This is a genomic window from Pseudomonas sp. microsymbiont 2 (genome assembly GCF_054788395.1).
In genome coordinates this window covers 5,486,003-5,509,863 of record NZ_CM139112.1, presented here as the reverse complement: position 1 = coordinate 5,509,863, position 23,861 = coordinate 5,486,003, and the positions used below count along the sequence as shown (strand labels likewise).

General features: G+C 65.2%; 21 protein-coding genes and 1 pseudogene. 17 read left to right on the top strand and 5 right to left on the bottom strand.

Annotation, left to right across the window (positions count from 1 at the left end):
* The first annotated feature begins 207 nt into the window (after positions 1-207).
* On the top strand, positions 208-1,308 hold the full coding sequence (gbcB, locus tag ACYUME_RS24700; RefSeq protein ID WP_460417353.1) for a glycine-betaine demethylase subunit GbcB: 1,101 nt from the start codon (positions 208-210) through the stop codon (positions 1,306-1,308).
* Between the two features lie 140 nt (positions 1,309-1,448).
* Here the strand turns inward: gbcB and ACYUME_RS24695 are convergent, their stop codons facing one another.
* Positions 1,449-3,074: a methyl-accepting chemotaxis protein gene (locus tag ACYUME_RS24695; RefSeq protein WP_460417352.1), complete on the bottom strand. Its 1,626-nt coding sequence runs from the start codon at positions 3,072-3,074 to the stop codon at positions 1,449-1,451.
* A 277-nt stretch (positions 3,075-3,351) separates the two neighbouring features.
* Here ACYUME_RS24695 and ACYUME_RS24690 point away from each other — a divergent pair, with 277 nt between their 5' ends.
* The 4 genes and pseudogenes from ACYUME_RS24690 to ACYUME_RS24675 all read left to right on the top strand — a co-directional run bounded on the left by ACYUME_RS24690 (position 3,352) and on the right by ACYUME_RS24675 (position 5,997).
* The gene (locus ACYUME_RS24690) at positions 3,352-3,582 is read left to right on the top strand and encodes a hypothetical protein (protein ID WP_279888828.1); all 231 of its coding nucleotides are present in this window, start codon (positions 3,352-3,354) and stop codon (positions 3,580-3,582) included.
* Positions 3,579-3,881: a cell division protein ZapA gene (locus ACYUME_RS24685; RefSeq protein WP_279911653.1), complete on the top strand. Its 303-nt coding sequence runs from the start codon at positions 3,579-3,581 to the stop codon at positions 3,879-3,881. The genes ACYUME_RS24690 and ACYUME_RS24685 overlap by 4 nt, the downstream gene beginning before the upstream one ends.
* Positions 3,882-4,041: 160 nt before the next feature.
* Positions 4,042-5,133, top strand: a pseudogene (locus ACYUME_RS24680) (HAMP domain-containing protein); the annotation flags it as partial.
* Positions 5,134-5,259: 126 nt separating this feature from the next.
* Positions 5,260-5,997, top strand: coding sequence for a methyl-accepting chemotaxis protein (locus ACYUME_RS24675; protein ID WP_460419447.1), 738 nt, complete (start codon positions 5,260-5,262; stop codon positions 5,995-5,997).
* Positions 5,998-6,084: 87 nt separating this feature from the next.
* Here ACYUME_RS24675 and ACYUME_RS24670 read toward each other — a convergent pair whose 3' ends face one another.
* A complete protein-coding gene (locus ACYUME_RS24670) occupies positions 6,085-7,125 on the bottom strand; it encodes a threonine aldolase family protein (protein ID WP_279880356.1) in 1,041 nt (346 codons plus the stop codon).
* Between the two features lie 331 nt (positions 7,126-7,456).
* Between ACYUME_RS24670 and ACYUME_RS24665 the strand changes: the two genes are divergently transcribed.
* The 8 genes from ACYUME_RS24665 to ACYUME_RS24630 all read left to right on the top strand — a co-directional run bounded on the left by ACYUME_RS24665 (position 7,457) and on the right by ACYUME_RS24630 (position 17,142).
* Positions 7,457-8,710, top strand: a complete 1,254-nt coding sequence (locus ACYUME_RS24665) for a serine hydroxymethyltransferase (RefSeq protein WP_460417350.1) — start codon at positions 7,457-7,459, stop codon at positions 8,708-8,710.
* Positions 8,711-8,725: 15 nt separating this feature from the next.
* Positions 8,726-9,976, top strand: a complete 1,251-nt coding sequence (locus tag ACYUME_RS24660; RefSeq protein WP_011536148.1) for a sarcosine oxidase subunit beta family protein — start codon at positions 8,726-8,728, stop codon at positions 9,974-9,976.
* A 16-nt stretch (positions 9,977-9,992) separates the two neighbouring features.
* Complete coding sequence (locus tag ACYUME_RS24655) at positions 9,993-10,328, top strand: sarcosine oxidase subunit delta (protein WP_028688435.1); 336 nt, start codon at positions 9,993-9,995, stop codon at positions 10,326-10,328.
* Positions 10,325-13,342: a sarcosine oxidase subunit alpha gene (locus ACYUME_RS24650; RefSeq protein WP_460417349.1), complete on the top strand. Its 3,018-nt coding sequence runs from the start codon at positions 10,325-10,327 to the stop codon at positions 13,340-13,342. The genes ACYUME_RS24655 and ACYUME_RS24650 overlap by 4 nt, the downstream gene beginning before the upstream one ends.
* A 142-nt stretch (positions 13,343-13,484) precedes the next feature.
* Entirely contained in the window at positions 13,485-14,117 is a 633-nt protein-coding gene (locus ACYUME_RS24645; RefSeq protein ID WP_460417347.1) for a sarcosine oxidase subunit gamma, read from the top strand.
* Between the two features lie 11 nt (positions 14,118-14,128).
* Positions 14,129-14,986: a formyltetrahydrofolate deformylase gene (purU, locus tag ACYUME_RS24640; RefSeq protein ID WP_279880349.1), complete on the top strand. Its 858-nt coding sequence runs from the start codon at positions 14,129-14,131 to the stop codon at positions 14,984-14,986.
* A gap of 268 nt (positions 14,987-15,254) precedes the next feature.
* Positions 15,255-16,454 carry a formaldehyde dehydrogenase, glutathione-independent gene (fdhA, locus tag ACYUME_RS24635; RefSeq protein WP_279880346.1) on the top strand — a complete coding sequence of 400 codons (1,200 nt, stop codon included), beginning with the start codon at positions 15,255-15,257 and terminating at the stop codon, positions 16,452-16,454.
* Between the two features lie 121 nt (positions 16,455-16,575).
* Positions 16,576-17,142 (top strand): DUF2780 domain-containing protein, encoded by a 567-nt coding sequence (locus ACYUME_RS24630; RefSeq protein ID WP_279880344.1) that lies wholly within the window; start codon positions 16,576-16,578, stop codon positions 17,140-17,142.
* Positions 17,143-17,252: 110 nt separating this feature from the next.
* Here the strand turns inward: ACYUME_RS24630 and ACYUME_RS24625 are convergent, their stop codons facing one another.
* Complete coding sequence (locus ACYUME_RS24625) at positions 17,253-18,140, bottom strand: acyltransferase (RefSeq protein ID WP_460417345.1); 888 nt, start codon at positions 18,138-18,140, stop codon at positions 17,253-17,255.
* A 183-nt stretch (positions 18,141-18,323) separates the two neighbouring features.
* On the opposite strand from ACYUME_RS24625, the gene rloA2 reads away from it, so the two are divergent.
* From rloA2 to creC, 3 genes are all read left to right on the top strand, one after another.
* Positions 18,324-18,824: a retropepsin-like aspartic peptidase RloA2 gene (rloA2, locus tag ACYUME_RS24620; protein ID WP_460417344.1), complete on the top strand. Its 501-nt coding sequence runs from the start codon at positions 18,324-18,326 to the stop codon at positions 18,822-18,824.
* Positions 18,825-18,925: 101 nt separating this feature from the next.
* Positions 18,926-19,603: a two-component system response regulator CreB gene (gene creB / locus ACYUME_RS24615; protein ID WP_460417342.1), complete on the top strand. Its 678-nt coding sequence runs from the start codon at positions 18,926-18,928 to the stop codon at positions 19,601-19,603.
* Complete coding sequence (creC, locus tag ACYUME_RS24610; protein WP_460417340.1) at positions 19,603-21,036, top strand: two-component system sensor histidine kinase CreC; 1,434 nt, start codon at positions 19,603-19,605, stop codon at positions 21,034-21,036. Before creB ends, creC begins: the two co-directional genes overlap by 1 nt.
* Positions 21,037-21,040: 4 nt before the next feature.
* On the opposite strand, the gene ACYUME_RS24605 is transcribed toward creC, so the two are convergent.
* Complete coding sequence (locus tag ACYUME_RS24605) at positions 21,041-22,282, bottom strand: MFS transporter (protein WP_279880334.1); 1,242 nt, start codon at positions 22,280-22,282, stop codon at positions 21,041-21,043.
* Between the two features lie 123 nt (positions 22,283-22,405).
* Between ACYUME_RS24605 and ACYUME_RS24600 the strand changes: the two genes are divergently transcribed.
* A complete protein-coding gene (locus ACYUME_RS24600) occupies positions 22,406-23,302 on the top strand; it encodes a LysR family transcriptional regulator (protein WP_460417338.1) in 897 nt (298 codons plus the stop codon).
* A gap of 114 nt (positions 23,303-23,416) precedes the next feature.
* On the opposite strand, the gene ACYUME_RS24595 is transcribed toward ACYUME_RS24600, so the two are convergent.
* Positions 23,417-23,842: a hypothetical protein gene (locus ACYUME_RS24595; RefSeq protein ID WP_460417336.1), complete on the bottom strand. Its 426-nt coding sequence runs from the start codon at positions 23,840-23,842 to the stop codon at positions 23,417-23,419.
* Between the last annotated feature and the right edge of the window lie 19 nt (positions 23,843-23,861).

The following is a 23,861-nucleotide window of genomic DNA, read 5'->3' as shown; positions in this document are numbered from 1 at the left end:
TTGTTTTGCCGAGAGTGTGCGTTCGGGCACTGAAATGGCCATGTCCACGGGCGACATGGCCGATTCGAATTCCGACGCGCCAACCCCCGTAGCGCGGGGCTGGTCGCGATAAGCACGCCGATGTCGCGGATGGGAATGTACAAGGCCTGCGGCTTGCGCATTATCGGAGCCATAAGAAAGGCCGACCGTCGGCTGCTGGAGATGAACATGTCCGATACCTTCCTCAATCCGGTCACCACCCAGACCTGGGCCAATGGCCGCCACATCGTGCGCTGCGTCAAGGTCATCCAGGAGACCTGGGACGTGCGCACCTTCTGCTTCATGGCCGACCAGCCGATCATGTTCTTCTTCAAGCCCGGGCAGTTCGTCACCCTGGAGCTTGAGATCGAAGGCCGGCCCGTGATGCGCTCGTACACCATCTCCAGCTCGCCGTCGGTGCCCTACAGCTTCTCGATCACCGTCAAGCGCGTGCCGGGCGGGCTGGTGTCCAACTTCCTCCATGACACCATGCACGAAGGCGCCGAGCTGCCGGTGCATGGGCCGGTGGGGCTGTTCAACGCCATCGACTTTCCGGCGCCCAAGACCCTCTACCTGTCGGGCGGCGTCGGTATCACCCCGGTGATGTCCATGGCCCGCTGGTTCTACGACACCAACGCCAACGTCGACATGGTGTTCGTGCACAGTGCCCGCTCGCCCAAGGACATCATCTTCCACCGCGAACTGGAGCAGATGGCCTCGCGCATTCCCAACTTCAGCCTGCACATCGTCTGCGAGAAGCATGGCCTGGGCGAACCGTGGGCGGGATATCGCGGCTACCTGAACCAGCGCCTGATGGAGCTGATCGCCCCGGACTACCTGGAGCGCATCATCTTCTGCTGCGGCCCGACGCCCTACATGAACGCGGTCAAGCGCATGCTCGAGGCGGTCGGCTTCGACATGAAGAACTACCACGAGGAGTCATTCGGCGCGACGCCGCCGGAAGCCAAGGCCGATGCGGTGGAGCACGCCGAGCAGGCCGCCGACGCGCCGGAAGTGGATGTGGCCGACCTCAACCTGGTGGAGTTCGTCGGCAGCGACAAGAGCATCCGTGTGGCCCCGGGCGAGACCGTGCATGCGGCGGCGGCCAAGGTCGGGCTGATGATTCCCAAGGCGTGCGGCATGGGTATCTGTGGCACCTGCAAGGTGCTCAAGCTCGGCGGCGAGGTGGAGATGGAGCACAACGGCGGGATCACCGAGGAAGATGAGGCCGAGGGCTACATCCTTTCGTGCTGCAGCGTGCCGAAGGGGGATGTGCGGATCGAGTATTGATCTGAGCGTGCAGGGGGCTGCTACGCAGCCCATCGCGACACAAGGCCGCTCCCACAGATACAGCGCAAGATTGTAGGTTGCGCTTTACCTGTGGGAGCGGCCTTGTGCCGCGAAAGGGCCGTAAAGCGGCCCCAGCTTTTTCAGGTACGGAAGCGGGCTACCAGGCTGTTCAGATCCACCGCCAGGCGCGACAGCTCGGCACTCGCCGCGCTGGTCTGATGCGCCCCGGTGGCGCTCTGCACCGACAGGTCGTTGATGTTCACCAGGTTGCGGTCCACCTCGCGGGCCACCTGGGCCTGCTCTTCGGCGGCGCTGGCGATCACCAGGTTGCGCTCGTTGATCTGCGCCACCGCGCCGGCGATGGTGTCCAGCGCCAGGCCGGCGCCGCGGGCGATGTTCAGGGTCGACTCGGCGCGCTCGGTGCTGGTGCGCATCGAGTCGACGGCCTGCTCGGTGCCGCCCTGGATGCTGCCGATCATTCGCTCGATCTCGCTGGTGGACTGCTGGGTGCGGTGGGCCAGGGCGCGCACCTCGTCGGCGACCACGGCGAAGCCACGACCGGCCTCGCCGGCGCGGGCGGCCTCGATGGCGGCGTTGAGCGCCAGCAGGTTGGTCTGGTCGGCCAGCCCACGGATCACATCCAGTACCTTGCCGATATCGCGGGACTGTTCGGCCAGGTGGGTGATCAGCTTGGCGGTGGCCTGCACATCGCCGCTCATGCGCTCGATGGCGCCGACGGTCTCCATCACCAGGTCACGGCCATCGCCGGCCGAGCGGCTGGCTTCGCTGGAGGCCTCGGAGGTGCTCACCGCGTTGCGCGCCACTTCCTCGACCGCGCTGGTCATCTCGGTGACGGCGGTGGCGGCCTGCTCGATCTCGTTGTTCTGCTGCTGCAGGCCACGGGCGCTCTCGTCGGTGACGCTGTTCAGCTCTTCGGCGGCGGAGGCCAGCTGGGTGGCGGAGCCGGCGATCAGTTGCAGGGTGTCGCGCAGCTTGTCCTGCATCTTGGCCATGGCCTTGAGCAGCCGCGCCGCCTCGTCGGTGCCTTCGGCGTGGATGTTGTGAGTCAGGTCGCCCTCGGCGATCTGTTCGGCGGCTTGCAGCGCCTCGTCGATGGGTTTGACGATGCTGCGGGTGAGCAGGAAGGCGAACAGCAGGGTCAGCACCGTGGCGGCCAGCAGCAGGCCGATCACCAGGGCGAAGGCGCCGCTGTACTGGGCGGCGGCCTGGGCGTTGGTGGCGCTGGTCTGGTCGGTGTTGATGCGCACCAAAGTGTCCATGACCTTGTTGATCTGCTCTGAGTTGGCCAGCAGGTCGCGGTTGAGCAGGTCGCGCAGCGCGTCCAGATCGCCACTTTGGCTCAGGCTGCGCATGCGTGCTTCGAGCTGTCGGTACTGGTTGAGCAGCACGCCATACTGGTCGAAGGCGGCTTTCTCATCGGCGGCGGTCACCAGTGGCTCGTAGGTGCGGCGAGCCTTGTCGATCTGCGCGTTGCGTTCGTCCAGCAGGCGCAGGGTGTCCTGCTGGGTGGCCGGCTCGCGGTTGAGCAGCAGGCGGTAGGACAGGGTGCGCAGGCGCAGGTTGAGTGCGGTCAGTTCATCGAGGGTCTTGATGCTGGGCACGCTGACTTCTTCGATGGTCACGCCGGCCTGGCGGATGTTGCCCATCTGGATCAGCGAGAACACGCCCAGACCCAGCATCAGCAGACCGATCACGGCGAACCCGAGCAACGCGCGCGGCGCGATATTCATATTGCGTAAGGACATGGAGGCGGTTCCCAAGGCAGAGGAGGTGCCGCGATCCATGCGACGGAAGAAGACCTGCCTGCCTATCGGTCGTGACCGGCAAGTCTTGAGTCCGTAATGCAAAAATTGTGAGGCAGCTAACTATTTTCCTGACCAGCGGTTGATCCAGGTCGGAACAAGGGGGCTGATCCTGGGTCAACCTGAACCAGGCAAAAACCTTTTGAATCCGATATTTAATGGCGGGGGCGCAGGTTTTTCCTTATCGTGTGCGCCCTTTGCAACAACCCGAGATAGACGCATGTTGGAAACTTCCCTGAATCAACTCGAGCAACTGGTCAGCGACCTGATGCACAAGAACGCGCAACTGGCCGAGCACAACGCCAGCCTCAGCCAGGAATTGGCCCAGGCCAAGGAAGAGAACGACAGCCTGCAGTTGTCGCTGATGGAGCAGGAAGAGAAGCACGGCGCCACCGCCGCACGCATCCAGGCCCTGGTCGAGCGCGCCAGCGCCGGTGTCGTGAACGCATGAGACTGCAAGCGCAGCCGGTCAACGTCGTGTCCATCCTCGGCAACGACTATTCGCTGAAGGCCCCCGCGGGCCAGGAAGACACCCTGAACCAGGCCGTGCGCATGCTCAATGTCGCCCTGGCCGAGACCAAGCGCCAGTTCCCGACCCTGATCGGCGACAAGCTACTGGTGCTGGCCGCCCTGAACCTGTGCTCCAAGCAGATCGAACTGCAGCGTGAGCACGACCGCACCCTCGAGCGTACCCAGGCGCAGATCGACGCCACCGTCGATGCCATCAGCCGGACCATCGGCGACCAGTAAAGCGCTCAAGCATCCCCTGTGGGAGCGGGTTTACCCGCGAAGACGTCGGTGAAGCCACCCTCGTCTTCGCGGGTAAACCCGCTCCCACAGTCGTTTGGTACTGTCGCAGATCACTGGAATAACTGGATACTTAAGTGTATACACTTCCCGAAAAACAATAATGATCGGGGAGTGGAACATGCGCATCTGGCGGCGGAGCATCCAGTGGCAACTGATCGCAAGCATGGGCGCCGCCCTGCTGGCGAGCATTCTGGTGGTGGTGGCGATCTACACGATGGCGCTCAACCGCCTCACCGAACGCTACCTGGTGGATACCGCGCTGCCGGCCAGCGTCGAGGCAATGCGCAACGATATCGAGCGCATGCTCGGCCAGCCGCTGGTGGCGGCGGCTGATATCGCCGGCAACACCCTCCTGCGTGACTGGTTGGCCGCTGGTGAAGCCCCGGCCGAGCTGCCGCGTTTCATCGAGTACCTGGACGCGGCCAAGCAGCGCAACCATGCCTTCACCACCCTGTTCGCCTCGACCGTCAGCGGCCACTACTACAACGAGAAGGGGCTGGACCGCACCCTCAGCCGCGCCAATCCCAAGGACTCGTGGTTCTACGGCTACATCGACAGTGGCGCCGAGCGTTTCATCAACATCGATATCGACGGCTCGACCGGCGAGTTGGCGCTGTTCATCGACTATCGGGTCGAGAAGGACGGCCAGTTGGTCGGCGTGGCCGGCATGGGCCTGCGCATGACCGAACTGTCGAAGCTGATCCACGACTTCAGCTTCGGCGAGCACGGCAAAGTGTTCCTGGTGCGCAATGACGGCTTGATCCAGGTCCATCCCGACCAGCAATACAGTGGCAAGCGCCAACTTGCCGAGCAGTTGGACGCCGAGGCGGCCAAGGCTGTGCTGGTTGGCGGCGAAGGTTTGCGCAGCAGCCGTTTCCAGCGCGATGGCGAAGACTACCTGGCCCTTGGCCTGCCTCTGCGTGACCTGAATTGGACCCTGGTGGCCGAAGTGCCGGAGGCCGAGATCTACGCCCAGGCGCGTCAGGCCATCTGGCAGACCTGCCTGATCGGCGGTGGCGTGGCACTGCTGTCGTTGTTGCTGGTGGTGCTGCTGGCCCGTGGCTTGGTGCGACCGATTCGCCAGGTCACCGCGGCACTGGTGCAGATCGGCGGTGGCGCGGGTGACCTCAGCCATCGTCTTGACGATTCGCGCCAGGATGAGCTGGGCGACCTGGCCCGGGGCTTCAACCGTTTCCTCGACAGCCAGCGTGGCCTGATCGGTGAAGTGCTGCGCACCACCGAACGCCTGCATTTTTCGGTAGAGCAGGTGACCCAGGTAGTGGACAACACCGCCGAACGCTCGGGCCGCCAGCAGGAAATGACCGAGATGGTCGCCACCGCCGTGCATGAGATGGGCCTGACCGTGCAGGACATCGCCCAGAACGCCGGCTCCGCCGCCCACGCCTCGCAGTCGGCGCGCGACGAGGCGTTGCAGGCGCGGGAGGTGGTACGCCGTTCCATCCACAACATCGAAGGCATGTCCGGGGAGATCGGCCGGGCTGCCGAGGCGGTGACGCGACTGGCGGACGAAGTCGCCTCGATCGACGAAGTGCTGGCGGTGATCCGCAGTATTTCCGAGCAGACCAACCTGCTGGCGCTCAACGCCGCCATCGAGGCGGCGCGGGCTGGAGAGATGGGCCGGGGCTTCGCCGTGGTGGCCGACGAAGTGCGGACCCTGGCGCGGCGGACCCAGGTGTCCACCGATGAAGTGCAGCAGATGATCCAGCGTCTCAAGCACGGCGCGGGCACGGCGGTGGCGTCGATGCAGGCGGGTCAGCAGGCGACCGGCAACGGAGTCGAATCGAGCCAGCGCACCGGGGCATCGCTGGGGGCGATCACCGATCAGGTCGAGCGCATCAGCGGGATGAACGAGCAGGTGGCCACGGCGACCGAGGAGCAGTCGGCGGTGACCGAGGAGATCAACCGCACGGTGCAGGGGATTTCCGACCTGGCGCGGCAGACGGCCAGCGAAGTGCAGGGGTGTCGCGAGGAGTGCCAGGCGCTGCGTGGATTGGCCGATGACCTGGCGCGGCAGATGGGCGGGTTCAGGCTTTAATCGGTGCTGGATTCTTCGCGGGTAAACCCGCTCCCACAGGTTGTTCACTGCCCTTGTGGGAGCGGGTTTACCCGCGAATGCGATCGGTCAGGCGCCGAAGATGGCGCGGATATCCGCCGCCAGCTGACGCACGCGTGTTTCCTCGGTATCCCACGAGCACATGAACCGTGCGCCACCGCTGCCAATGAAGGTGTAGAAACGCCAGCCCTTGTTGCGCAGCGCCTCCAGCGCATGCTCCGGCATCTGCAGGAACACCCCGTTGGCCTCCACCGGGAACATCAGTTCCACGCCCGGCAAGTCACTCACCAGTGATGCCAAGAGCTGCGCGCAGTGGTTGGCATGCTGGCCATGGCGCAACCAGGCGCCGTCCTCCAGCAGCCCGACCCACGGCGCGGACAGGAAGCGCATCTTCGACGCCAGCTGCCCGGCCTGCTTGCAGCGGTAGTCGAAGTCCTCGGCCAGGTCGCGGTTGAAGAACAGGATCGCCTCGCCCACCGCCATGCCGTTCTTGGTGCCGCCGAAGCACAGCACGTCGACGCCGGCCTTCCAGGTCAGCTCGGCCGGCGAGCAGCCGAGGAAGGCGCAGGCATTGCTGAAGCGCGCGCCATCCATGTGCAGGTTCAGGCCCAGTTCCTTGCAGGTGGCGCTGATCGCCTTGAGCTCGTCGGGGCGGTACACCGTGCCCACTTCGGTGGCCTGGGTGATGGTCACCACGCGCGGCTTGGGGTAGTGGATGTCCTGGCGCTTGAGGGCCACTTCGCGAATCGACTGGGGTGTCAGCTTGCCGTTGACGCTGGCGGCGGTCAGCAGCTTGGAGCCGTTGGAGAAGAACTCCGGCGCGCCGCATTCGTCGGTCTCGACGTGGGCGGTCTCGGAGCAGATCACGCTGTGGTAGCTCTGGCACAGCGAGGCCAGGGCCAGGGAGTTGGCGGCGGTGCCGTTGAAGGCGAAGAACACCTCGCAGTCGGTCTCGAACAGCTTGCGGAAGTATTCCGAGGCGCGTTCGGTCCATTGGTCGTCGCCATAGGCGCGGTCGTGGCCGTGGTTGGCCTTTTCCATGGCGGCCCAGGCTTCGGGGCAGATGCCGGAATAGTTGTCGCTGGCGAATTGTTGGTTGTTGTCGGTCATGACGCCTGTCCTTTTGTACGACGCAGGATCGCACTGTAAACCATCGATTTGGCGGTTGCCTATACAGGCTGTTTGACCCGGATGCAGCCTTGTGGGAGCGGGCTTGCCCCGCGATTGCGCCAGCCCTGCCAATGGTTTTACCCGCACCACCGTCATCGCGGGGCAAGCCCGCTCCCACAAGGCCCCAGCATGGCGCTTTCAGCCAATGTCGTAAACGCGCCATTGCAAGGCGCGCGCAGGCATCTGTACCGCCGTGCCCGGTCATACCATCGCCGCAAAGGGTGGGAAAACCCTCACCAGACAAGAAACGATCGCTGCCGGGAGATACACGATGTTCAGCAAGCAAGACCAGATCCAGGGTTATGACGACGCACTGCTGGCGGCGATGAATGCCGAGGAACAGCGCCAGGAAGATCACATCGAGCTGATCGCCTCGGAGAACTACACCAGCAAGCGCGTGATGCAGGCCCAGGGCAGCGGCCTGACCAACAAGTACGCCGAGGGCTACCCAGGCAAGCGCTACTACGGTGGCTGCGAGCATGTGGACAAGGTCGAAGCCCTGGCCATCGAGCGCGCCAAGCAACTGTTCGGCGCCGACTACGCCAACGTTCAGCCGCACTCCGGTTCTTCAGCCAACAGCGCCGTCTACCTCGCCCTGCTGCAGGCCGGCGATACCATCCTGGGCATGAGCCTGGCCCACGGCGGCCACCTGACCCACGGCGCCAAGGTGTCGTCCTCGGGCAAGCTGTACAACGCTGTTCAATACGGCATCGACACCACCACGGGCCTGATCGACTACGACGAAGTCGAGCGCCTGGCCCTCGAGCACAAACCGAAGATGATCGTCGCCGGTTTCTCGGCCTACTCGAAGACCCTCGATTTCCCACGTTTCCGTCAGATTGCCGACAAGGTCGGCGCGCTGCTGTTCGTCGACATGGCCCACGTCGCTGGCCTGGTCGCCGCCGGCCTGTACCCGAACCCGATCCCCTTTGCCGACGTGGTCACCACCACGACCCACAAGACCCTGCGCGGCCCGCGTGGTGGCCTGATCCTGGCCAAGAGCAACGAAGAGATCGAGAAGAAGCTCAACGCTGCCGTGTTCCCCGGCGCCCAGGGCGGCCCGCTGATGCACGTGATCGCCGCCAAGGCGGTGTGCTTCAAGGAAGCACTGGAGCCTGAGTTCAAGAGCTACCAGAAACAAGTCATCGAAAACGCCCAGGCCATGGCCCAGGTGTTCATCGAACGTGGCTACGACGTGGTCTCCGGCGGCACCGACAACCACTTGTTCCTGGTCAGCCTGATCCGCCAGGGCCTGACCGGCAAGGACGCCGACGCCGCCCTTGGCCGCGCCCATATCACCGTCAACAAGAACGCCGTGCCCAACGACCCGCAGTCGCCGTTCGTCACCTCCGGCCTGCGCATCGGCACCCCGGCCGTCACCACCCGTGGCTTCAAGGTCGCCCAGTGCGTGGCGCTGGCCGGCTGGATCTGCGATGTGCTGGACAACCTGGGCGACGCCGATGTCGAGGCCGATGTGGCCAAGAACGTCGCCGCGCTGTGCGCCGACTTCCCGGTCTACCGCTGAGTGGAGCAGAACACCATGCAACGTTATTCGGGCTTCGGCCTCTTCAAGCACTCCCTCAGCCATCACGAGAACTGGCAGCGCATGTGGCGCACGCCGACGCCGAAGAAAGTCTACGACGTGGTCATCGTCGGCGGTGGCGGCCATGGTCTGGCCACGGCCTACTACCTGGCCAAGGAACATGGCATCACCAATGTGGCGGTGGTCGAGAAGGGCTACCTGGGCGGCGGCAACACCGCTCGCAACACCACCATCGTGCGTTCCAACTACCTGTGGGACGAGTCGGCGCACCTGTACGAACACGCCATGAAGCTGTGGGAAGGGCTGTCCCAGGACATCAACTACAACGTGATGTTCTCCCAGCGCGGCGTCTACAACCTGTGCCACACCCTGCAGGACATCCGCGACTCCGAGCGTCGGGTCAACGCCAACCGCCTCAACGGCGTGGACGGCGAGCTGATTCGCACCGAGCAGGTCGCGGCCGAGATCCCCTACCTGGACTGCTCGAAGAACACCCGCTACCCGATCCTCGGCGCCACCGTGCAACGGCGTGGCGGCGTGGCCCGTCACGACGCCGTGGCCTGGGGCTTCGCCCGTGCCGCCGACGCCCTGGGCGTGGACCTGATCCAGCAGACCGAGGTGATTGGCTTTCGTAAAGAGAACGGCGCCGTGATCGGTGTCGAGACCAACAAGGGCTTCATCGGCGCCAAGCGCGTCGGCGTGGTCACCGCCGGCAACTCCGGGCACATGGCCAAGCTGGCCGGTTTCCGCCTGCCGCTGGAGTCGCACCCGCTGCAGGCCCTGGTATCCGAGCCGATCAAGCCGATCATCGACAGTGTGATCATGTCCAACGCCGTGCATGGCTACATCAGCCAGTCCGACAAGGGCGACCTGGTGATCGGCGCCGGTATCGACGGCTGGGTCGGCTACGGCCAGCGCGGTTCCTACCCGATCATCGAGCACACCCTGCAGGCGATCGTCGAGATGTTCCCGATCCTCTCCCGCGTGCGCATGAACCGCCAGTGGGGCGGCATCGTCGACACCACCCCCGACGCCTGCCCGATCATCTCCAAGACCCCGGTGAAGAACATGTTCTTCAATTGCGGCTGGGGCACTGGCGGCTTCAAGGCCACTCCCGGCTCGGGCAACGTGTTCGCCGCGAGCCTGGCCAAGGGCGAGATGCACCCATTGGCCGCGCCTTTCTCCATCGACCGTTTCTACAACGGTGCGCTGATCGACGAACACGGCGCCGCTGCCGTCGCCCACTGACCCGGAGACAACCGTCATGTTGCAAATCTTCTGTCCCCACTGCGGCGAGCTGCGCTCCGAGGAAGAGTTCCACGCATCGGGCCAGGCGCACATCGCCCGCCCGCTGGACCCGAATGCCTGCTCCGACGAGGAGTGGGGCACCTATATGTTCTTCCGCGACAACCCGCGCGGCATCCACCACGAGCTGTGGGATCACGTCGCCGGTTGCCGCCAGTACTTCAACGTCACCCGCGACACCGTGACCTACGAGATCCTGGAAACCTACAAGATCGGCGAGAAGCCGCAGGTCACCGCCGCCTCGAAACAGAGCACCGCGCCAGCGACCGCCAAGGGCCAAGGGGAAAAAGTATGAGCCAGACCTATCGCCTCGCCAGCGGCGGCCGTATCGACCGCAGCAAGGTGCTGAACTTCAGCTTCAACGGCAAGACCTACCAGGGCTATGCCGGCGACACCCTGGCCGCCGCGCTGCTGGCCAACGGCGTCGACATCGTCGGGCGCAGCTTCAAGTACTCGCGTCCGCGCGGGATCATCGCCGCCGGCACCGAAGAGCCGAATGCCATCCTGCAGATCGGCTCCAGCGAAGCCACTCAGATTCCCAACGTGCGCGCCACCCAGCAGGCCCTGTATGCAGGCCTGGTGGCCAACAGCACCAACGGCTGGCCGAACGTCAACAACGACATGATGGGCATCATCGGCAAGGTCGGCGGCAACATGATGCCGCCCGGGTTCTACTACAAGACCTTCATGTATCCCAAGTCGTTCTGGATGACCTACGAGAAGTACATCCGCAAGGCGGCGGGCCTCGGCCGTGCGCCGCTGCAGAACGATCCGGACAGCTACGACTACATGAACCAGCACTGCGACGTGCTGATCGTCGGCGCCGGCCCTGCCGGCCTGGCCGCCGCCCTGGCCGCCGCGCGCAGCGGTGCCCGGGTGATCCTCGCCGACGAGCAGGAAGAGTTCGGCGGCAGCCTGCTGGACACCCGCGAGACCCTCGACGGCAAACCGGCCGCCGAATGGGTCAGCGCTGCGGTGGCCGAGCTGGAAAGCCTGCCGGAGGTCACTCTGCTGCCACGCAGCACGGTCAACGGCTACCACGACCATAACTTCCTCACCATCCATGAGCGTCTCACCGACCACCTAGGCGACCGTGCGCCGATTGGCCAGGTGCGCCAGCGTGTGCATCGCGTCCGTGCCAACCGTGTGGTGCTGGCTGCCGGCGCCCATGAGCGTCCGCTGGTGTACGGCAACAACGACCTGCCGGGCAACATGCTCGCTGGTGCCGTATCAACCTACGTGCGCCGCTACGGCGTGGCCCCGGGCCGCAAGCTGGTGCTGTCGACCAACAACGACCACGCCTATCGCGCCGCGTTGGACTGGCACGATGCCGGTTTGCAGGTGGTCGCCATCGCCGACGCCCGCCACAATCCGCGTGGTTCGCTGGTCGAAGAGGCCCGCGCAAAAGGCATCCGTATTCTCACCTCCAGCGCGGTGATCGAGGCCAAGGGCAGCAAGCACGTCACCGGCGCCCGCGTGGCCGCCATCGATGTGCAGGCGCACAAGGTCACCAGCCCTGGCGAAACCCTCGAGTGCGACCTGATCGCGACTTCCGGTGGCTACAGCCCGGTGGTTCACTTGGCCTCGCACCTGGGCGGTCGCCCGGTATGGCGTGAGGATATCCTTGGCTTCGTGCCGGGCGATGCCCCACAGAAACGTGTCTGTGTCGGTGGCGTGAACGGCGTCTACGCCCTGGGCGATGTGATCGCCGATGGCTTCGAAGGCGGCGTGCGCGCGGCCACCGAGGCCGGCTTCAAGGCCAGCGCCGGCACCCTGCCGAAAACCCTGGCGCGCAAGGAAGAGGCCACCGTGGCGCTGTTCCAGGTGCCCCACGACAAGGGCACCGCCCGTGCGCCCAAGCAGTTCGTCGACCAGCAGAACGACGTCACCGCGGCTGCCATCGAACTGGCCACCCGCGAGGGCTTCGAGTCGGTCGAGCACGTCAAGCGCTACACTGCCCTGGGCTTCGGCACCGACCAGGGCAAGCTGGGCAACATCAACGGCCTGGCCATCGCCGCCCGTTCGCTCGGGATCGGCATCCCGGAAATGGGCACCACCATGTTCCGCCCCAACTACACGCCGGTGACCTTCGGCGCGGTGGCGGGCCGGCACTGCGGCCACCTGTTCGAGCCGGTGCGCTTCACCGCCCTGCATGCCTGGCACCTCAAGAACGGCGCCGAGTTCGAGGACGTTGGCCAGTGGAAGCGCCCGTGGTACTTCCCCAAGCCCGGCGAAGACATCCATGCCGCCGTGGCCCGCGAATGCAAGGCCGTGCGTGACAGCGTCGGCCTGCTGGACGCCTCGACCCTGGGCAAGATCGACATCCAGGGCCCGGACGCCCGCGAGTTCCTCAACCGCATCTACACCAACGCCTGGACCAAGCTCGACGTGGGCAAGGCCCGCTACGGGCTGATGTGCAAGGAAGACGGCATGGTCTTCGACGACGGCGTCACCGCCTGCGTCGGCGACAACCACTTCATCATGACCACCACCACCGGTGGCGCCGCCCGCGTGCTGCAATGGCTGGAGCTGTACCACCAGACCGAATGGCCGGAGATGAAGGTGTACTTCACCTCGGTCACCGACCACTGGGCGACCATGACCCTGTCCGGCCCCAACAGCCGCAAGCTGCTGGCCGACGTCAGCGACATCGACCTGGACAAGGAAGGCTTCCCGTTCATGAGCTGGAAGGAAGGCCTGGTCGGCGGCGTGCCGGCGCGGGTGTTCCGCATCTCGTTCACCGGCGAGCTGTCGTACGAGATCAACGTCCAGGCCAACTACGCCATGGGCGTGCTGGAGCAGATCGTCGAGGCCGGCAAGAAGTACAACCTGACCCCGTATGGCACCGAGACCATGCACGTGCTGCGCGCCGAGAAGGGCTTCATCATCGTCGGCCAGGACACCGATGGTTCGATGACCCCGGACGACCTCAACATGAGCTGGTGCGTGGGCCGCAACAAGCCATTCTCGTGGATCGGCCTGCGTGGCATGAACCGCGAGGACACCGTGCGCGAGAACCGCAAGCAGCTGGTGGGCCTCAAGCCTGTGGACCCGAACGTGTGGCTGCCCGAGGGTGCCCAGCTGGTGTTCGATCCGAAGCAGCCGATCCCGATGGACATGGTCGGCCACGTCACCTCCAGCTATGCGGCCAACTCCCTGGGCTATTCGTTCGCCATGGGCGTGGTCAAGGGTGGTCTCAAGCGCATGGGCGAGCGGGTGTATTCGCCGCAGGCCGACGGCAGCGTGATCGAGGCCGAGATCGTGTCTTCGGTGTTCTTCGATCCGAAGGGCGAGCGGCAGAACGTCTAAGGCTTCCGGCTGGTAACGCCGGACCCTGTGGGAGCGGGTTCACCCGCGAATGCGATGTTGGCTGTACCGCCGCATTCGCGGGTAAACCCGCTCCCACAGGTTCGGTGTCGCTCTGACCCACAGAATTCAAGGCAGGTAAGAAATGAGCGCTATCAACGTCTTCCAGCAAAACCCAGGCTCTGACGCCAAGGCCCAGTCGCCGCTGCACCACGCCGACCTGGCCAGCCTGGTCGGCAAGGGCCGCAAGAATGCAGGCGTGACCCTGCGCGAGAAGAAATTCCTCGGCCACCTGACCATTCGTGGCAACGGCCACGACCAGGCCTTCGCCGGCGGCGTGCACAAGGCCCTGGGCCTGGAGCTGCCGGTGGCCCTGACCGTGGTCGCCAACGGCGAGATGTCGCTGCAGTGGATGGGCCCGGACGAGTGGCTGCTGATCGTGCCCGGCGGCCAGGAGTTCGCCGTCGAGCAGAAACTGCGCGATGCCCTCGACGGCCAGCATATCCAGGTGGTCAACGTCAGCGGCGGGCAGACCCTGCTCGAATTGAGCGGCCCCAACGTGCGCGACGTGCTGATGAAGTCCACCAGCTATGATGTGCATCCGAACAACTTCCCGGTCGGCAAGGCCGTCGGCACGGTGTTCGCCAAGTCGCAACTGGTGATCCGCCGCACCGCCGAGGACACCTGGGAACTGGTGATTCGTCGCAGCTTCTCCGATTACTGGTGGTTGTGGCTGCAGGACGCGTCGGCCGAGTACGGCCTGGCCATCGAAGCATAAGGAGCAACAACATGAGTCGGGCACCGGACACCTGGATTCTCACTGCCGACTGCCCGAGCATGCTCGGCACGGTCGATGTGGTGACGCGTCATCTCTACGAGCAGCGCTGCTACGTCACCGAGCACCATTCCTTCGATGACCGGCTGTCGGGGCGGTTCTTCATTCGCGTGGAGTTCCGCGTGCCGGATGGCTTCGACGAAGATGCCTTCCGTGCAGGGCTGGCCGAGCGCAGCGAGGCCTTCGGCATGGCCTTCGAGCTGGTCGCGCCGAATCACCGCCCCAAGGTGGTGATCATGGTGTCCAAGGCCGACCATTGCCTGAATGACCTTTTGTATCGCCAGCGCATTGGCCAACTGGCCATGGACGTGGTCGCGGTGGTGTCCAACCACCCCGACCTCGAACCGTTGGCGCACTGGCACAAGATTCCCTACTACCACTTCGCTCTCGACCCCAACGACAAGCCGGCGCAGGAGCGCAAGGTAGTGCAGGTGATCGAGCAGACCGGCGCGGAGCTGGTGATCCTCGCCCGCTACATGCAGGTGCTGTCGCCGGAGCTGTGCCGCAGGCTCGATGGCTGGGCGATCAACATCCATCACTCGCTGCTGCCCGGGTTCAAGGGCGCCAAGCCGTATCACCAGGCCTACAACAAGGGCGTGAAGATGGTTGGCGCCACCGCGCACTACATCAACAACGACCTGGACGAAGGGCCGATCATCGCCCAGGGCGTCGAGGTGGTGGACCATGCCCACTATCCCGAGGACCTGATCGCCAAGGGGCGCGATATCGAATGCCTGACCCTGGCGCGGGCTGTTGGTTATCACATTGAGCGGCGGGTGTTCCTCAACGCCAATCGGACTGTGGTGCTTTGACATTGGGGCTGCTTTGCAGCCCATCGCGACACAAGGCCGCTCCTACAGGATTGCGCTGTCCCCTGTAGGAGCGGCCTTGTGTCGCGAAAGGGCCGCACAGCGGCCCCGGCTTTTGGCCTGCCGTGAACAGGTATCTGCCTGTCGCATCCAGTCACCGCCCCACCGCCCATCCAGCCCACAATCCCCTTCATCCAGTAACACAGGCCGCCCACGGACGGCGGCGCTTTCCACCACCGCTGCATAAATACAAATCAAGCGAGGTAAGAGCATGTCTGGTAACCGTGGAGTGGTGTATCTCGGCGCGGGCAAGGTCGAGGTGCAGAAGATCGACTACCCCAAGATGCAGGACCCGCGCGGCAACAAGATCGAGCACGGGGTCATCCTCAAGGTGGTCTCCACCAACATCTGCGGCTCCGACCAGCACATGGTCCGTGGCCGTACCACTGCCCAGGTCGGCCTGGTCCTGGGCCACGAAATCACCGGTGAAATCGTCGAGATGGGGCGTGATGTCGAACGCCTGAAAATCGGCGACCTGGTGTCGGTACCCTTCAACGTCGCCTGCGGCCGCTGCCGCTCCTGCAAAGAGATGCACACCGGCGTCTGCCTCACCGTCAACCCGGCCCGCGCCGGTGGCGCCTACGGCTACGTCGACATGGGCGACTGGACCGGCGGCCAGGCCGAGTACGTGCTGGTGCCCTACGCCGACTTCAACCTGCTGAAACTGCCGGACCGCGACAAGGCCATGGAGAAGATCCGCGACTTGACCTGCCTTTCCGACATCCTGCCGACCGGCTACCACGGCGCCGTCACCGCTGGTGTCGGCCCGGGCAGCACGGTCTATGTCGCCGGTGCCGGCCCGGTCGGCCTGGCCGCCGCTGCTTCCGCGCGCTTGCTGGGCGCCGCCTGCGTGATCGTCGGCGACCTCAACCCGGCCCGCCTGGCCCACGCCAAGGCCCAAGGCTTCGAGGTGGTCGATCTGTCCAAGGACACGCCTTTGCATGAGCAGATCGTCGACATCCTTGGCGAGCCGGAAGTGGACTGCGCCGTCGACGCGGTTGGCTTCGAGGCCCGCGGTCACGGCCATGAAGGCGCCAAGCACGAGGCCCCGGCCACCGTGCTCAACTCGTTGATGCAGGTGACCCGCGTGGCCGGCAAGATCGGTATCCCCGGCCTGTACGTGACCGAAGACCCGGGTGCGGTGGATGCCGCCGCCAAGATCGGTGCGCTGAGCATCCGTTTCGGCCTGGGCTGGGCCAAGTCGCACAGCTTCCACACCGGCCAGACCCCGACCATGAAATACAACCGCCAACTGATGCAGGCGATCATGTGGGATCGCATCAACATTGCCGAGGTGGTGGGCGTGCAGGTGATCAGCCTGGATCAGGCACCGGAAGGCTATGGTGAGTTCGACGCGGGCGTGCCGAAGAAATTCGTGATCGACCCGCACAAGACCTTCAGCGCGGCGTGATGGCCAGCCCTTCGCGGGAAAGCCCGCGAAGGGCTCTGGCGGTGATTGGGCCGGAACAAAGTGCCGCACTCCCAGTCCAACCCTCGTTTCCCGGCCATTCCGGCCGACGAGGTCCCTTCCGATGAAAGCACTCACCCTGGCAACCCTGATGACCCTGGCCGCAAGCCCGGTGTTCGCCTTCAACCTCAACGATGTCGCCAATGCGGTCTCCGCCACGCAGAACCCGAGCGGTCAGGTGCAGGCCCCTGCGGCGCAGGCCAACCTGCTCAATACCTTGGGCAGCGAGCTGAAGATCACCCCGGAACAGGCCATTGGTGGGGCGGGAGCGATGCTCGGGCTGGCGCGCAACAACCTCAGTGGCGATGACTATGGGCAACTGACCAAGGCCGTGCCGGGGCTGGACCTGCTCTCCGGCAACAATGCCCTGGGTGGGTTGGGCGGCCTGGGGCAGTTGCTGGGCAAAGACAAGAACAGTTCGGCCCTGAGCAATGCCCTGGGCGGTGAGGTGGAGAATCGCAACGACCTGGATAACGCCTTCAAGGCGCTGGGCATGGATACCGGGATGATCGGCCAGTTCGCGCCGTTGATCCTGCAGTACCTGGGGCAGCAGGGGATCGCCGGATCGCTGCTGCAGAACCTGGGAAGCTTGTGGAATACCCCTGCGCCGTTGAGCCAGCCATCGGTCTGAGCGCCCTACACACGGCACTGTAGGAGCGGCCTTGTGTCGCGAAAGGGCCGCTCCTACAGGGACCGCGAAATCCTGTAGGCGCGGGCCTGCCTGCGATTAGGCCATTGGCTTCAACGCATCTCGGCGCGCAACTCCTCGATCCGCTGGTCCTTGTCCAGCCACAGCTGGTTGACCCAGGCCTGCACCGTCTGGCGGAACGCCGGATCGCTCTCGTAATCGCCTTCGCTTAGCGCCGGGTCCAGCTCACGCACGCGAATGTCGATGATCACCCGGCTGATGCTGCCATTGAGCAGGTCCCAGAACCCCGGCGCCTTGTCGCCGGGATAGACGATGGTCACGTCGAGCAGTGCATCCAGCTGCTCGCCCAGCGCCGCCAGCACGAAGGCCACGCCGCCGGCCTTGGGCTTGAGCAGGTGGCGGTAGGGCGACTGCTGTTGCTCGCGCTTGGCCTCGGTGAAGCGGGTGCCTTCCAGGTAGTTGACCACGGTCACCGGCTGGCGCTTGAACAGCTCGCAGGCGGCCTTGGTGATTTCCAGGTCCTTGCCCTTGAGTTCCGGGTGCTTGTCGAGGAACGCCTTGCTGTAGCGCTTCATGAACGGGTAGTCCAGCCCCCACCAGGCCAGCCCCAGCAGCGGCACCCAGATCAGCTCTTTCTTGAGGAAGAACTTGAAGAACGGCACCCGGCGATTGAGGCTTTCGATCAGCGCGGGGATGTCGACCCAGGTCTGGTGGTTGCTGACGCACAGGTATGAAGTGTCCTTGCGCAGCGTGTCGACGCCGCGGATGTCCCATTGGGTGGGGATGCACAGGGCGAAGATGACTTTGTCGATCTCCGACCAGGTTTCGGCGACCCACATCACCGCAGCCGATGCGTAGTCGCGGCCACGGCCCGGCAGCACCAGCTTGAGCAGGGCGAAGACCAGCAGCGGACCGATCAGCACCAGGGTGTTGAGCAGCAGCAGGGTGAGGGTGAGGATGCCGGTCAGCAGGCGACGCATAAAGGAGACTCTTGTTGTCGGAAGGAAACGGTTGGCAATGATAAGCAGGGCGACGGCCTACGCCAAACGTCGTACGTCCATTAACTGGGACAAATGTTTCACATTGTGTTGTTTACCCTGTGACAACGAACCTATCCTGCCTGCCTGGTCTAAGCACTGACCCCTCTCAAGGAAGCCCGCATTGTGAAACCCCTGCTTGCCCTGCTGTCCCTTCTGGCGCTGCCGGTGATGGCCGCGGAACCGACGCTTTATGGCCGTTACGAGAACATCGCGCTGCCGGAGATCGGTGAAACCCTCAAGGCCAAGATGGACACCGGTGCCTATACCGCGTCGCTGTCGGCCAAGGATATCGAGCTGTTCAGCCGTGATGGCGAGGACTGGGTGCGTTTCCGCCTGGCGACCAAGGATGCCGATGGCAAGGTCTACGAGCACAAGCTGGCGCGCATCAGCAAGATCAAGAATCGCGCCGACGAGGAAGACGAAGGCGATGTACCCGAGCTGTCGCGGCGCCCGGTGGTGGACCTGGAGCTGTGCCTGGGCGATGTGAAGCGTACCGTGGAGGTCAACCTGGTGGACCGCAGCAGTTTCAACTACCCGTTGCTGGTGGGCGCCAAGGCCCTGCGCGAGTTCAAGGCGGCGGTGAATCCGGCGAAGAAGTTCACCGCGGGCAAGCCTGACTGCTGATTCGCCAGCTACAAGCTGCAAGCTGCAAGAAACAGCGGATCGGTGTAAGTTGCCACGATCCGTTTTCACTTGCAGCTTGCAGCTTGAGGCTTGCCGCTCAGATGCCCCACATCCTCATCGTCGAAGACGAAGCCGCCATCGCCGACACCCTGATCTACGCCCTGCAGGCTGACGGCCACAGCACCGACTGGGTGACCCTCGGCAGCGCCGCCGTAGAGCAGCAGCGTCTGTGCCCGGCTGACCTGGTGATCCTCGACATCGGCCTGCCCGATATCAGCGGTTTTGAAACCTGTCGCCAACTGCGCCGCTTCAGCGAGGTGCCGGTGATGTTCCTCAGCGCCCGTGACGCCGAGATCGATCGCGTGCTGGGCCTGGAAATCGGCGCCGACGACTATGTGGTCAAGCCCTTCAGCCCGCGCGAAGTGGCGGCGCGGGTGCGGGCGATCCTCAAGCGCATGGCGCCGCGCGCCGAGCCCGCCGAACCGCTGGCGTTCCAGGTCGACACCCTGGCCATGCGCATCGTCTATCGCGGTCAGCCGCTGGCGCTGACCCGCCATGAGTTCCGCCTGCTGCAATGCCTGCTCGAGCAACCGCGCCGGGTGTTCAGCCGCGAGCAATTGCTCGATGGCCTGGGCGTGGCCTCGGACGTGGGCTACGAGCGCACCATCGACAGCCATATCAAGAGCCTGCGCGCCAAGCTGCGTCAGGTCGCGACCGACGCCGAGCCGATCCAGACCCACCGCGGCCTGGGCTACAGCTACAGCCCGGATCACGCCTGATGCGCCTGGGCATTCGCATCTTCCTGGTGTACTTCCTGTTCGTCGGGCTGGCCGGGTATTTTTTGCTCAATACCGTGCGCGAGCAGATTCGCCCGGTGGTGCGCCAGGCTTCGGAAGAGACGCTGGTGGACACCGCCAACCTGCTGGCGGAGATCCTGCGCGACGATCTCAGGCACGGCACCTTGAACCAGAGCCGGCTGTCGCACGTCCTGCAGTCCTACGGCGAGCGCCGACCGAGCGCACAGATCTGGGGCCTGGCCAAGACCCAGGTCAGCCACCGCATCTACGTGACCGATGCCAAGGGCATCGTGCTGCTCGACTCCACCGGCCAGGACCTGGGCAAGGACTACTCGCGCTGGAACGATGTCTACCTCACCCTGCGCGGCCAGTACGGCGCGCGCTCGACGCGCAGCGATCCGGAGGATGAAAACACCTCGGTCATGCACGTGGCGGCGCCGATCCTCGACGCCGGCAAGGTCATCGGCGTGGTCACCGTGGCCAAGCCCAACAGCTCGCTGCAGCCGTACATCGACCGTTCCGAGCGGCGCCTGCTGACGCTCGGGGTGGGGCTGATCGTGCTCGGCCTGCTGGTCGGCGCGGCTTTGTCGTGGTGGCTGACCCGGTCGTTGCGGCGCCTGACCCACTACGCCGAGGCCGTCAGCGCCGGCGAGCGCGCCGCCTTGCCGCACTACAAGGGCGGCGAGCTGCTGCAACTGGCCACGGCGGTGGAGCGCATGCGCACGCAACTGGAGGGCAAGGCCTACGTCGAACGCTACGTGCATACCTTGACCCACGAACTGAAGAGCCCGCTGGCGGCGATCCGCGGCGCCTCGGAGCTGCTCCAGGGCGAGATGCCCGCCGAGCAGCGGGCGCGCTTCGCCGGCAACATCGAGCGCGAGAGCGAGCGTTTGCAGCAGATGATCGAGCGCCTGCTCAACCTGGCCCGTGTCGAACAGATGCAGGCACTGGAGGATGAGCAACAGGTGGCGTTGGCAGCGTTGGTCGACGAGCTGCTGCTGGGCCATGCGGCACGGATAGAAAGCAGCGGCTTGCGAGTGCGCCAGCGGCTGCCGGAGGGGACACGACTGCTGTGCGACCCGTTCCTGATGCGTCAGGCGCTGGCCAATCTGCTGGACAACGCCCTGGATTTCACGCCACCCGGTGGCGCGCTGCTGTTCGAACTGGAGCGGGCGGGGGAGCGGGTGGCGCTGAGCCTGTTCAACGAAGGGCAGGCCATTCCCGGCTATGCCATCGGCCGGGTCGCCGAACGTTTCTACTCCTTGCCAAGGCCAGGCTCCGGACGCAAGAGCACGGGCCTGGGGCTGAACTTCGTCGCCGAAGTCATGCAACTGCACGGCGGGGCGCTGGCGGTCGACAACGTCGACGGTGGCGTGCGGGTCAGGCTGTGGCTGCCGGCGCGGCGCTTCGGCTGAGCGCTCAGGCGGCCTTGGCGGGCAGTCGGCTCAGGTGCAGGGCCACCAGCAAGGCCAGCGCCAGCAGGCTGCCGATGAACAGGCCGATACCGTTCCAGCCGGCCTGGTGCCAGAACACGCCGCCCGCCGTGCCGGCGACGCTCGAACCTGCGTAGTAGCAGAACAGGTACAGCGATGACGCCTGGCCCTTGGCCTTGAGCGCGCGGCGGCCGATCCAGCTGCTGGCCACCGAATGCGCGCCGAAGAAGCCGAAGGTGAATACCAGCATGCCGACGATGACCAGCGCCAGCGGGCTGGCAAGGGTCAGCAGCAGGCCCGCGGCCATCACCAGGATGCTGGCCCAGAACACCTTGCGCCGGCCCAGCTTGTCGGCCAGGGCACCGACCTGCGCCGAGCTGTAGATGCCCGAGAGATACACCACCGACAGCAACCCGACCAGTGCCTGGTTCATGTGGTACGGCTCGGCCAGCAGGCGGTAGCCGATGTAGTTGAACAGGGTGACGAAGGCGCCCATCAGCAAGAAGGCCTCGAGGAACAGCCAGGGCAGCCCGGCATCCCTGAAGTGCATGACGAAACCGTCGAGCAGGCTGCGCGGGTTCAGTGGCTGGGGGCGGAAGTTGCGCGACTCGGGCAGTACCTTCCAGAACACCAGGGCCGCCACCAGGGCTAGCGCGCCAATGACCAGCATCGCCGTGTGCCAGCTGACGAAGTCGATCAGCACCCCGGTGATCAGCCGGCCGCTCATGCCGCCGATGGCATTGCCGCCGATGTACAGGCCCATGGCCAGGCCGATGTGCTGCGGATGGATTTCCTCGCTGAGGTAGGTCATCGCCACCGCCGCCAGGCCGCTCAATGACAGGCCGACCAGCGCGCGGCTGGCCAGCACCAGTTGCCAGGTCGGCATCACGGCGCTGGCCAGGGTGGCCAGGGCGGCGCAAAGCAAGGCGAAGACCATCACCGGCTTGCGCCCGATGCGATCGGAGATCGGCCCGGTGACCAGCAGGCCGAAGGCGAGCATGGCGGTCGAGACCGACAGCACCAGGCTGCTCTGCGCGGCATTGATGGCGAACTCCTGGGACAGCAGCGGCATCATCGGCTGCACGCAGTACAGCAGGGCGAAGGTGGCGAAGCCGCCGCTGAACAGGGCCAGCACGGTCTTGATGAAGGCGGGGCTGCCCTTTTCGATCCAGATGTCGCCCAGGATGGGCTCGGGTTCGGCGGGCAGGGGGGCTACGGCGGATCTCACGGAAGGGTACCTCGGGCACGGGGCCGGTGCTGCGATGGGAAAAAGCATATAGCTGGCTAATAATTAGATCCAATATATTGTTCGACCTGTTTGATAGGTTTTACGACTTGATTGGAGCCCATCATGGAGCTGCGTCACCTGCGCTATTTCATCGCCGTGGCCGAGGAGTTGCATTTCGGTCGGGCCGCCCAGCAACTGGGCATTTCACAACCACCCTTGAGCCAGCAGATCCAGGCGCTTGAGCAGGAGCTGGGGGCGCGCCTGTTCGAGCGCACCAACCGTCGCGTGGAGCTCAGCGAAGCCGGACGGCTGTTCCTCGACGAAGCGCGCCTGGTGCTGGCGCAGGTGGACAAGGCCGCCGACGTGGCGCGCCGCGCGCAACTGGGCGAGCTGGGCGAGATGAAGATCGGCTTCACCTCGTCGGCGCCGTTCACCTCGAAGATTCCCAAGGCGTTGCACGCGTTTCGCCAGCGCTTCCCGGCGGTGCATCTGAACCTGCGGGAAATGAGCAGCCGCGAGGTGGCCGAGGCGGTGCTCGACGAGTCGATCGAAGTGGGGCTGATGCGGCCCATGCCGCTGCCGGAGGGGCTGCTGGTCACCGAGCTGTTGCGCGAACCGCTGGTGGCGGTGATCAACGCCTCGCACCCATTGGCGCAAGGCAGCGAACAGGGTCTGTACATGCAGGCGTTGGCCGACGAGCCGTTCGTGTTCTTTCCGCGCAGCTACGGCAGCGGCCTGCATGCGCAGTTGCTGAGCCTGGCGCGCGCGGCCGGGTTCAGCCCGCATTTCGCCCAGGAGGCGGGCGAGGCGATGACCATCATCGGCCTGGTGTCGGCGGGGCTTGGGGTCTCGGTGCTGCCGGCGTCGTTCCAGCGCATGCGCATCGATGGCGTGGTGTACCGCACGCTGCTGGATGAGGCGGCGGTCACGGCGGTGTGGCTGGTGCAGCGTGAACGTGGCGGGTCGGCGATGGCCAAGGCTTTCGCCGAATTGCTGACGGGGCAGGTGGGCGGCCAGTAGGCGCGCGGCCAGTGCCGACGCTTTCGCGGGTAAACCCGCTCCCACAGGGATCGCGTGTGACTCATGGTCAGCGCGCTCGCTGCGGGAGCGGGTTTACCCGCGAAGCAAGATGGCTCACTTGAGGGCGGTGCCCTGCTGCGTGAGGTTCTGCGTATAGGCGTTGTTCAGCTGCTGCACGATGGCGCGATCCAGGTTGTACACCCAGCGGTTGTAGTTGCGGTGGATCTTGCCGTCCTTGTAGCCCAGCTCGCGGCTGTCGCGGTAGGCGATGCGGAACTGGCTCGGGCTGTAGTGGATGTCCACGGCGGCGTAGAAGGTGTTGCGCACGGTGATGTCGGCCTGGATCAGGCTGGGGCCGACATTGCGCGCGGTCCAGCCGCGCTCGGCGATGGCCTTGAGGATCGCCTGCTGCACCTGCGCCTGGCTGTAGTTGTGGTTGGCGGTCAGCTGCTCGGCCGGGTTGAGTACCGGCTTCGAGGTGCAGCCGGCCAGGCCGGTCAGTGCCAGGCCCAGGGCCGCGGCGCGAATCAATGGGGACATTCCTTGCTCTCCAGTCAGG